The sequence below is a fragment of the Bradyrhizobium sp. Ec3.3 genome (genome assembly GCF_000472925.1).
GTDB lineage: Bacteria > Pseudomonadota > Alphaproteobacteria > Rhizobiales > Xanthobacteraceae > Bradyrhizobium.
In genome coordinates, this window is sequence record NZ_AXAS01000119.1 from 1 (window position 1) to 10,898 (window position 10,898).

The following is a 10,898-nucleotide window of genomic DNA, read 5'->3' on the forward strand; positions in this document are numbered from 1 at the left end:
GGAAGGCCGCGACTACCTCTCGCTCAAGCTCGATGACCCCTCGTTCAACGCGCCGATCTACGCCAACCTGTTCGACGATGAAGACGGCGAAGGCTGTACGCTCCTCTGGTCGCGGCCGCGCAAGACCGGCGAGTAAGCCTCGCATCACCCGCCCCGCCCGATCTAATCGGGCGGGGCGCTCTTTTGGGTAGGCGCACCCAAGTCACGTGCGAGGAGGGCTTTTGGCCAAGAATAAGGTTGCCATCGGCGAGCATCGGCTGGCCGGTACTACGTCTTGTGCCCGAAGGCGAACGGGGCAAGCGGACCACCAAAGGGCGGCCGAAAACGATCAACGAGGCCAAAGGCACGTTTCGTCTCTCAAGAACCGGAACAATCTAACGGCGACTGAGATGTCCCGCCATTCAGGCGTTAGGCATCAGGTCGCCCGCTCCGCTCTCTGGACTTGGTTTCCGGTTCTTGGAGACCCAAGGAGACGACATCAGCTCTCGGCTCACAAATTCTGCGAGCTTTATCGCGCGAGAATTCGATTGACGCATCAATGTGGAAACTTGCCAGAACGTCACCATCAGCATGATGGGGCAGGCTTCGCCCTCGCGTACGCCTGTGGTTGCAGCAGTTGCAATCACGCGCATTCGACTCTCATTTATGAATGGTGACGGACCCTCGATGACGGAGAACACGTGTAAGTCTAAGCCCGTGAGGCGCCTATGAATGCATTCGCAATGTAAATGATATCCATCAAAACAATCGATTTCTTTCGCCGTCCTAACGAGGAATACGAAGGCATCGGGCAGCGATGTAGGGGTGAATCCTAAGGAGCATTTGCGATGGAAAGGTTTATCTGGGGTAGCTCGGGTGACAATAGCCTCTTCGGCAGCAGCGGCGACGATCTGATGATGGATCCCCGCGGCAATGACTGGATCGACGGGGGGCCTGGCAACGACTCCATCTCGGCCGGCGAGGGCAATGACCGCGTCTTCGGTGCTGCCGGTAATGACCAGGTCTTCGGCGAAGAGGGCAACGACTATCTCTACGGCGGCGACTACGGCGGCAATAACCGCGACCAACCGCGCATCATCGGTGTAGACAATGACAAGCTCTACGGCGGCCCCGGCGATGATGTGCTCTTTGCCGGTGACGGCAGGGATTTTCTGAGCGGTGGCTCCGGCCACGACACCTTTGTCTTCCAGTTCCACAACCCGATCCCCGGGCTCGACCCGAAATACGGGCCGGATCCGGACAATACCAGCATCTGGGATTTCGATCCGGCGCAGGACACTCTCGCCTTTGATGCCGTGGGTCTCTATAACGACGGTTCCAGGGCGAACTTCGTCAACCACGCCAGTGAACAGCCGGGCTATCCGGTTGACACCTTTTACAGCGGCCCGGCCTCCGGTGCCAATGGCGAACACGTGGTGGTGATCACTGATCGGTCTTTCGCCTCCGGTACTCAGGCGGCGAGTGCGATCTCCGGCGAGAACGCCGGCGACATCATCGTCTACCACGACTACCAGACCCAAACCGCGAATTTGGCCTTTGTCACGTCCGCGAACCACGTGGACGAATTCGCCCATCTGGGCAGTTTTCAAGGTGTGGCCGATCTGGCCCACCTGCACCTGACCGCGTCAGACTTTACCTTCGTCTGATAGAGCCACGTCCCGCCATCTCGGCGGGACGCTTTGTGCCATCAACCCTCTGGCGCAACAAGGATGCGGCCGCACCTCGACGAAGATGATTTCCAATTTCAATGTTGCGCGCCACGATCTGTCTCGAAAGCACCAGATACCTAAGATCGGAGCGTAGCTCGCTCAACAGCTACAGCATCATACCGAATCTACGCGGACGTCTGCGTCATGGATCAATCATCGAGCCCGGGCTGGCTGAACGCACCAGAAAGGAAATCCAACGAGGTGCTCACACTTCGCGGTCGGGCGGCTAGAGGTCTATATCCGTACCTTCATCGACCTGCAGCCACAAAGCCGTAGCCCATCAAACGGGCCCTTGCGAAGCGACGGTGGCAAGAAAGCATGGTTCAACGGGAAGAGGCCGGGCGACGCTTCCCGACGATGATGCCGAGATCGCGCCGAAAGCCGAGCGCGACAACCAACTTCGCCATGACAAACATGGGTCCGACCAACAGATGGGTCGGATTGTCGACCATTGCCGGCCGCCGGCGCTCGAACACCAAGTGCCCAATGATCAGCAATGCAACACCGAGCCCACTTATGGTGGCAGCAAGCGACCACATCCCGACGGTCGTCACATGGTTGAGGATCACGGCGGCGGCTGCAAGCAATGCGATCACAGCGGCAAGGATCGCGGCGCCAAGCTCGAAATCGAGCACGAGCCAAAAGATCAGCACAGGCGTGAGCGCGATGCTCGCCACGCTGATCTGGATCTCGAATAGTGTGATGACCCAAAGACTGAGCGGAAGACTGGCAGCCAGTAACAAGAGCAGGATGCCGAACACGTGCATCGCGCAATTGTGGGGATCGCGATGATACTCCACGTAATCGGCGAGCAGCCGACGGAAAGAGGAGTTCATCCGCGCTCGCCTTGCTCGTTGTGTCCGCGGCCACGGCGCAATTCATCGTTTGCCAAGCGCATATGCTGGCCCACTGTCAAAAACATCTCCTGCTTAAGCGCAGCAAAGCCTCACGTCAAATCTCCCAAAAACCTCATACTTGGTAGACTCGTATAACCTGCTCTCTCGATTGTTTGAACGTGTTTGATGACGAAGTCGGCGAAAGCCAAACGTGCGTTTCGTGGTGGCCGGGCAAGACCGAGGAGTAAGTGTGGTGCGCCCCTTCGATCCGCACGGAAGCAGCGCTCTTTGAAGCGGGCAGCAAGGCACCGGGAACGTCGGTTTTTCTCGTTTCGATCCACGCGGGCGTAACGACCAGAACTCGTCCCATTGGAACTCACGAGGCCGATCGAGCTGCCGGGAACTGTTCGCCGTGCAAGGGCCGTCGGCACGTCGGCGGCTTCGTGAGAATAGAGGAGGGGGGAACGAAAATTCGAAAGCAGCGGAGAGACCGACGTGCCGGCGGGCAGGCAATTCAAGTTCTCGCATCGGCGCTGCCGCGGTTGCGCCCGGACGGTGCGGCGAGAGCGGCCTTGTATGGCAGAGCGCCGGCAATTCGAGCCATGAGTTGCCTCAGCCACCGGTGGGCGGCGGAATGGTGCGTCCGGGACGTCCAGGTCATCCCGATCTGAAACAGCTCGGGGAAAGGACACGACGTGGCCACGACGGATTTGGCGATGTTCGAAGCGATGCGGCTTGGCACCGTCGAAATCAGATCCGTGCCGGGGAGAATGTGGGTGAGATCGGAAATGCTCGGCACCGTGACCACCTGGTTGAGCGAGAGGCCGCGTTCATCCAATCCTCTGAGATAACCTGATCGCCAGGTGCCGCCATAAGTGACGACGGCGTGGCTCGCCTTGACATAGTCGTCGACACGCAGCCTCCTGCCGGCGAGCAGATGGCTGCGGTGCATCACGCACATATAGTGGTCATCCAGCAGATGGCGATGATAGAGGCTATCCTCATGCACGTCGTAGGGGCCGAGGAGAAGATCGGCTTCGCCGCGTTTGAGATACGCAATACCTTTGGCGCGCGCGGTCTTGATCTCCAGCACCAGGCGCGGCGCCCGGCGCCTGATCTCGGCGATGGTGCGCGGCAGAATGATCGAGCGTTCGTAATAGTTGCAGGCGATGGTCACCCGCCCGGACGCGCTTGCGGGATCGAAATCCGTCGGCTGCATCAAGCCCTCAAAACCTTCGAGCAGGCGGCTGGCACATTCGACGATTTCGACGCAGCGGGGCGTTGGTGCGATGCCGCCGCGCTGGCGCACGAACAGCTTGTCGCGGAACGCCGCGCGTAGCCGATCCATGGTGTAGCTGATCGTCGATTGATTGGTGCCAAGTGCTTCGGCTGCCTTCGAAAACGAACCCAGTTCCGACACCAGGCGCAAGGTACGGATCGCGGCAAAATCAATCGCGAATGGATCCCAATCCTTTGCCATCTCCTCAAGACTCTCCCGGCGAAAAAACGATGCGATATCGAAAGAGTAGATAAGGAATATCAACTCTGTCCGATTGTCCGACCACCATTGCCAACGCAATCTGCTCGAAAGTGGGAGTTAAGACGGCAAGCCCGCGACCATCGACCGAACCATGGAGATAGCTGCCCGATGAACGCACCCAAAGCCTTTCCGCTCAATGCCTGGTACGCGGCTGCTTGGTGTCACGAGATCGCCCGCGAGCTTTCCGCCCGCACCATCTGCGGCAAGAACGTCGTGCTCTACCGCCGCACGGATGGCGCCATCACAGCGCTGGAGGATGCCTGCTGGCACCGGCTGCTGCCGTTGTCGCTCGGACATCTCAAGGGCGATGACGTCATGTGCGGCTATCACGGGCTGGTCTTCAATTCGGCCGGCCGCTGTTCCTACATGCCTGCACAGAAGACGATCAATCCGTCAGCCTGCGTGCGTGCCTATCCGGTCGCTGAGCGACATCGCCTCGTCTGGCTCTGGCCCGGCGATCCAGCGCTTGCGGACGCTGACAAAATTCCGGATTTTCACTGGAACGGTGGCACACAATGGGTTGGCGAGGGGGGCACGTTCTATCAGTTGAAATGCGACTATCGCCTGGTGGTCGACAACCTCATGGACCTCACGCACGAGACCTATGTGCACGCCGGCAGCATCGGCGACGAGGCGATCACGGCTGCGCCCTTCGAGGTGACCCACACGGACAACACGGCGACGATGACGCGCTGGATGATCGACATCGAGCCGCCCCCGTTCTGGGGGCGTCAGCTCGGACGGCCGGGCCGCGTCGATCGCTGGCAGATCGTGACGTTTCAGGCACCGTCGGTCGTGGTCGGCGACGTCGGCGTTGCCCTGACAAATACGGGCGCGCCGCAAGGCGATCGCTCGCACGGCGTCAGCGGCGCGTTCTTGGCGGCGATCACGCCCGAAACCGAGACGACCTGCCACTATTTCTGGAATTTTGTCCGAAATTATCGGAAGGATGATGTGGAACTGACGAGAGAGCTCCAGCTCGCCCACGTCAATGGCGAGGCAGGCGTCTACGATCAGGATCACAGGATCTTGGAGGCGCAGCAGGCGGCTATCGACAAGAACCCGCGCTCGCCGTTTTACGATCTCAACATCGATGCGGGCGCGCTCTGGGCACGGCGGCTGATCGACCGGATGATGGCCGGCGAACAGGACGGCGTGATCGAAGACGTTGCAGCTGAATAAGCGAAAAGTCATGGCCAAGCCGATGGAACGGATGAGTGCACGTCTTCGCGCCACGCGCGATCTCACGCCCGACGTCCGTCTTTTCGAGATCGAGCCGGATCGGCCGTTGATCAGGATAACACCTGGCAGTCACATCGACGTCGTCGTGCCGATTGACGGGCGTCCGCAGCTTCGTAGCTATTCGCTGGTGGGGCCTTGCGGGGACGGGCTCTATCGCATCGCCGTCAAGCGGCTCGCTTCCAGCCGGGGCGGGTCTGTCGGCATGTGGCACCTCAAGACGGGCGAACGGCTCACGATCTCCGAGCCGAGGAACAGCTTTGAGTTGAGCTATGGCCGGCCCGAATATTTGCTGCTGGCCGGCGGCATCGGCATTACGCCGATCTACACAATGGCGCTGGCGCTGAAGCAAGCGGGCGCGAAGTTTCGCCTGCTTTATGCAGCGCGCAGCCGTCTCGACCTGGCGTTCGCGGAAGAACTTGCCCGCTACATCGGCGAACGGCTCCAGATCTTTGTCAGTGAAGAGGGACAGCGCATCGATATCGCCGGCGAGATGGCCAAGCTGGACCCGCGCGGCGAGCTCTATGTGTGTGGCCCGTTCGGGATGTTGGAGGCGGCAAAGCGCTTGTGGCGCGAAGCGGGCAGGCCCGCGCCGCACCTCCGCTATGAGACGTTTGGCAATGCCGGCAACATTGCGGATGCGCCGTTTAAGATCAGGATTCCCAGGTTGGGTCTAGAAATCGACGTCCCTGCCAATCGCTCGATGCTGGAGGCGCTTGAAGATGCTGGCGTCGAGATGATCTTCGGTTGCCGGCGCGGAGAATGCGGCCTCTGCGTCCTGCCGATCTTGGAGCCGTCGGTCCAAGTCGATCATCGTGACGTCTTCTTCAGCAGTGAAGAGCGGGCGATAAACAGCAAGCTCTGCACCTGTGTCTCGCGCGCGGCCAGCGGTAGCTTGACCGTCGATACGCCCGATCGAACGCAGATCCGGCGTCATGGCTCTGACGCCAGCGTGGTCTAGGACGCGGCGCCGCAAGACCGCCATGCTCTGTTTGACCTTCTCACACTTCAAGGCGTGGCGGCAGAACTATCCGGGGTAGCTGGAGCATGATTCGGAAAAGTGTGAAGCGGCTTTCCGAAAAGATCATGCGCTCAACCAATAACCTAAAGCGCGATGATGATTCATCCTAATCTTATCGCGCTTTAGAACTCAATAGATTCCGCCTCTGTCCATCGATTCCCTTACGTGGACATCTTGTTGGCGAGGGCAACGATCACGAGAATGGGCGGTCTGCGATTCAGCATGCGCATGAGCCACACATTTGGCGAGCCTTTGCCCATTGCCCAACGCAACCGCCCCGCTCGCTGCGATGGTCAGCAGTCTGCGCAGGGTCCGCTCATCCATGCGAGGCGTCTCGCCGAGCTTTCTGCTTTCCACCCGTGGTGCGCAGCAGTGGTGTGTGAGTCCGAGCCACTCTGCAAAGTTGCAGCCTTCCAAAGCCTGAGCTGTCGGCGCCAGTGCAGCAAGTGCGAGGAGCCGTGATCGGCCCAATTCCCGGCCGTCATCAGCCGCTTGGCTTCGGCAACATGGGCTTTGGAACTGCTTTTCGGAGCTATCACCGCGAGAGCTGGCCGTGCGTTCGGCGGCGAGCGACAGGACTTCGTCTCGGAAGCTTTCGGTCTACCGGCTGCTGAAGGACAGCGACCTGATCGCGGCTTCCTGGCTCCGGAGCCCGAGGTCTTACTGATGGTGTCATCACGAGGCGCTCTACCGTGAGACGCCCCAACTACAAATGTCGAGCGGCCTGCGTCGACCAGTGCTCCGCCTCAGCAAACGGATAGCCTGGGTGGTCGCTAAGCGCCGTGGTCAACAAGGACTTACAGAACGCAGGCGTGAGCTTGCCGCGGTGGACCACGACGCTCTCATGACCCGTCGCTGCCTGGGCGTTCTGCCACTGCCGGTTGTAGCCGCGCTGCTCATTGGACTTGACGTGGCAAGCGGCGAAGTCGGCGTCATCAAGCGTCGCCAACTGCCGCGCGTGCACCGGCCGCTTCGTATGGATGTGCACCCACATCGGATTCGGAATTGCACCATTGCGCAGCGCCCTGGGTTGCAGCTTGAACTCAAACAGCGCCCCTGGCTCACCCTTTAACGCGCGCGGTACATCCGCAGGCGCCAATTCCTCGGCCGCCCGCAAGTGTTCAAGGTACTTCTGCGACGGAAAGGCGTAGGTCTTCATGCAGTCAATCCTCGTCGTGGCCTTTCGCTCGTTCAAAGCCTTGGCCAGCCCCTGCGTCTCGGACCCCATCACTTTGAGCCGGACTATTTTGTCGTGCACTTCGCGCAACTGCACAGGCGTGAGTAGACCGCGCCGGCGAGGCTCCTCCAACGCGGCCACACAGGCTTGCATCTCCGTGGCCTGGGTCTGCAGGCGCTTGACCACGGTGTCCACGACGTGGTCGGCGTCCTCGGGTTTCATCTGGCGCACTTGCGAGGCGGTCCTTTGCTGACCAGCCAGATCGAATTGCAAAAGTTCGTCCAAACGCTTGAGGAGTGGCGTCAGTGCCTCCATCGAGGGCGGGGCCTGCCAAATTGCCAAGTGCGTCGCCGACGATGATGTCCTCGCATGCGCCTCCTCTGCGCTCACGAGCTTCTTCGTTCCTAGATCCGAGAGCACGAGAACCTTGGCTGCCGGCGCCGTCTCGGACGTAGCGACCTGCGGCTGCGTCCGCCCGGCCGCCGAACTCCCGGCGCCAGCGGCCGGCGTGCGCTTGCCTTTCCCCTTCCTGCGCGCCGTCGTGCCCTCCGCCACTGCAGCATCGCCGGTCGTGTTGGTCGGTATCGCAGCCCGAGCGTCGGCCGGCGGTGCAATGATGGCTGCGGTCTTCGGCTGCAGTGCCAGGAAGCGCATCGCCTCGTCCGCAGTGACCCACGCGCCTTCCACGATCTTACCCAAGAGTTCCAGTGGGAGATCGGCACCTGTTCCGACATCGCTTAGCTTGGCACCGATGTCATGCAACGCCGACGCAAACTCCGAAAGCCGCTCCATGACTCCTTCCAGAACGGCACAGTGCTCTGCATCGAGTACGCGTCCTTTGCTGTTTAGAACGGCATCGGCCGTCGAGACGAATGCAGGAAAAACATCCTCGATGAAGGTTCCCAGCAGACGCACCCGCCCGTTCTCACCCATAAGGATTTCCCTCAAGGCTGGTTCGAACGTGCTCGCCTGCGGCTCAATCAAGACCTGCGCGAGAGCGATCCGCGATTGCAGATGCATGCACTTCGTATTGAGTGCCCAGCCGGTGTGCAGCCGCAGTGCCGCCTCTTCGGCCTGCCGCATCTCGGCCGTTGTACCTGGTAAGTTGGCAGTGGCGGCGCAGACGGACTGCATCCGTTCCGAGCGCAATGCCTTCTTTCCCCACCACTTCATGCAGGCCGCATAGCGGTCCGCCACACTAAAAACCGCTCGGCTCAGCTGGTTGGAGGGAGCGTTGGATTGGCGCATCCGGTCGAGCACGGTGGCCGCACTCTTCCTGCTCTGCTCCAAGGTGTAGATAGTCTGGGTGGCCAGTGTGTTGCATTGGTCCGCCGCATGGAGCACCTCGTCGCGGAGTCGGCGAGCCCGATCATCGGACAGAACCCTACGCGCCACATGCGGGGGCAGGCTCGCGCGGTAGTCCAGAACTTTTGCGCCTGCCTTGACGAGCTGGTCGATCCGCTCTTGCGCCTCCGACGAGTTCCGCAACACTAGCGTGGCCGCATTACGGCAAGTGTCAAGTTCCTCAAGCAGGCCGTCCATTTGTCGCTTTGCTGCCTCGATCTCGTCGCCTGTCGCGGAAATGGGGACCTCCGTACCCGAAGTTCGCGGCTGGCTGAGGACCGACGCCGTCCTGTCTTGAGGCCCAGAGCGCATCCGCTCCACGACGGAATCGAACGATTGGCTACCTTCCCCAGCGGCAAGATCTGATTCCGAGCGCGAACTGCTCGAACCCGACGTGCTGTCCGCTCTAGCAGCCTCAACCTGCGACTTGAAAGGCCGCAGCCGGCCAATGCCCGTCATATCCACCTCCGATCCCAGGCGATAATGCGAAGCCTATCGAGATAGACCGCCTGGCTGACCATTAGCTGACGAAAAGCATTCTCGCGGATGCACAAAAAAATCCGAATCATCGTGGGCTCCAATTCCATGGAAGATCCCGTGGTCTTGAGTCTTCTGCCCGGCAGACACCGCGTCCTGATCGCAAGCAGGCCATCAGCTCGCGGCGCAACACTGCCGGCGCTGAACGAAGAGGGCCTGGTGTAGCCCCCGGCAGGTACTGGACGTGCGTACGGCGGAGTGCCTGTGGTGCCATCGCGCTCCAGTTGGCCGCGCGGCGTCCCCGTTCAGGAGGATGTTCGATCGAAGACCTGGCGGTTCAGCGCCGCCCTTTCACAGCCGCTGCCCGGATGCGAACCGGTTCGTGATAGGTTGAGGCAATGATTACAGCGGCAAATAGGTCATCCAGTTAAGCTGTGGTCGGTCAGCCCTCATCTAAATCGGGACCGTGCGCGATGTGCGTTCGCAGGTATCTGGAATATATGCCAACTGCACCTTCGAGCAGTCGGGGCCTGGCGAGCCCCCTTCAGCCGCATCGTTGAAGATCTGCCGCGCCTCGTCCAATTGGGTGACTGCTCTTGCACCCACATCAAATAGATTCGGCCCGATTGATGGAGGTCGATCCTCGAGGATGGCTTGGTCGAAATCTGGCAGCAAGCTGATGAGCGCTCGATGTGCGGCCGCTTGCGCAGTTTTCCGAATTTGCGACAGCGGCAAGAGCTTCGCGTAACCGCCGTACCGCCTTGATGGCTCTCTCTTCAAGACAGAGATCGTCGCTCAATGGCTGATTCCCGCTACTTCGCAGCGATAGATCAGACCGACGACTCCACTCGGTCCTCCCTGAGCGGTCGACGGTAGATCGCAACCGCTGCCAACGGCAATGTCGTGTCGCCTTTTCCCGCACGCGCTTTCTTTCTCTGCGCCGAAACCTGCCGCCTTCTTGTGTTGCAAAGCGAGGTCTGCCACGTCTGTTCCCGCTTAAGTCTGTGTTCAGCGCTCGGACGCACCTCGCCTCGTTGGCTTGATCTGGCCGAAGACCGGCTGCGCCTCGATCGTCCGAGACGCAACGCCGCCGGGTGAGACTTTCTTCCCCTGGGCTACGCCCATTCCTCGCGAGGCAAGAAAGTCTCCCCGCCGGCATCCTCCGCTTAACGCTCCGGCCCGCGGGAAGACGCGGGTGCGTCGCCGATCGTCTTCGGCCGTCAGATCGCCATCGAGGCCGCGGTGGTCGCGGGGCTCGAAACAAACCAAGGAGAAGTCACATGGCTACCATCGGTTCTTTCAAGAAGGTCGGCTCCGATTTCCAGGGCGAGATCGTCACGCTGAGCCTGCAGGCGAGGGGCGTCCGCATCGTCGCCGAGGCCAACCGCTCAAACGAGAACGCTCCCAGCCACCGCGTCTATGTGGGCCGGGCAGAAATCGGGGCGGCATGGTCCAAGCGCTCCGAGGAAGGCCGCGACTACCTCTCGCTCAAGCTCGATGACCCCTCGTTCAACGCGCCGATCTACGCCAACCTGTTCGACGATGAAGACGGCGA

The 10,898-nt window shown here is 60.8% G+C and carries 9 protein-coding genes; 5 read left to right on the forward strand and 4 right to left on the reverse strand.

Annotated elements, in window-relative coordinates; genetic code table 11:
• A partial coding sequence (locus YUU_RS57935) for a DUF736 family protein (RefSeq protein WP_156944921.1) occupies window positions 1-136 on the forward strand: 136 nt, incomplete at its 5' end.
• Window positions 137-401: 265 nt separating this feature from the next.
• Here YUU_RS57935 and YUU_RS59835 read toward each other — a convergent pair.
• Window positions 402-632 carry a hypothetical protein gene (locus tag YUU_RS59835; protein WP_156944922.1) on the reverse strand — a complete coding sequence of 77 codons (231 nt, stop codon included), beginning with the start codon at window positions 630-632 and terminating at the stop codon, window positions 402-404.
• A 195-nt stretch (window positions 633-827) separates the two neighbouring features.
• On the opposite strand from YUU_RS59835, the gene YUU_RS0144800 reads away from it, so the two are divergent.
• A complete protein-coding gene (locus YUU_RS0144800; protein ID WP_027527983.1) occupies window positions 828-1,646 on the forward strand; it encodes a calcium-binding protein in 819 nt (272 codons plus the stop codon).
• 386 nt (window positions 1,647-2,032) lie between these two features.
• Here the strand turns inward: YUU_RS0144800 and YUU_RS0144805 are convergent, their stop codons facing one another.
• Together YUU_RS0144805 and YUU_RS54360 are read right to left on the reverse strand one after the other, a co-directional pair.
• Window positions 2,033-2,545, reverse strand: coding sequence for an Mpo1-like protein (locus YUU_RS0144805; RefSeq protein WP_027527984.1), 513 nt, complete (start codon window positions 2,543-2,545; stop codon window positions 2,033-2,035).
• Between the two features lie 514 nt (window positions 2,546-3,059).
• Entirely contained in the window at window positions 3,060-4,025 is a 966-nt protein-coding gene (locus YUU_RS54360; RefSeq protein ID WP_156944923.1) for a LysR family transcriptional regulator, read from the reverse strand.
• Between the two features lie 168 nt (window positions 4,026-4,193).
• Here YUU_RS54360 and YUU_RS0144815 point away from each other — a divergent pair, with 168 nt between their 5' ends.
• Window positions 4,194-5,267 (forward strand): aromatic ring-hydroxylating dioxygenase subunit alpha, encoded by a 1,074-nt coding sequence (locus YUU_RS0144815; protein WP_027527985.1) that lies wholly within the window; start codon window positions 4,194-4,196, stop codon window positions 5,265-5,267.
• Window positions 5,268-5,529: 262 nt separating this feature from the next.
• A complete protein-coding gene (locus tag YUU_RS0144820; protein ID WP_245288320.1) occupies window positions 5,530-6,285 on the forward strand; it encodes a PDR/VanB family oxidoreductase in 756 nt (251 codons plus the stop codon).
• A gap of 766 nt (window positions 6,286-7,051) precedes the next feature.
• Here the strand turns inward: YUU_RS0144820 and YUU_RS0144830 are convergent.
• The gene (locus YUU_RS0144830) at window positions 7,052-9,325 is read right to left on the reverse strand and encodes a hypothetical protein (RefSeq protein WP_027527987.1); all 2,274 of its coding nucleotides are present in this window, start codon (window positions 9,323-9,325) and stop codon (window positions 7,052-7,054) included.
• Window positions 9,326-10,623: 1,298 nt separating this feature from the next.
• Here YUU_RS0144830 and YUU_RS0144840 point away from each other — a divergent pair.
• On the forward strand, window positions 10,624-10,898 hold a 275-nt coding region (locus YUU_RS0144840), incomplete at its 3' end, for a DUF736 domain-containing protein (protein WP_027527988.1).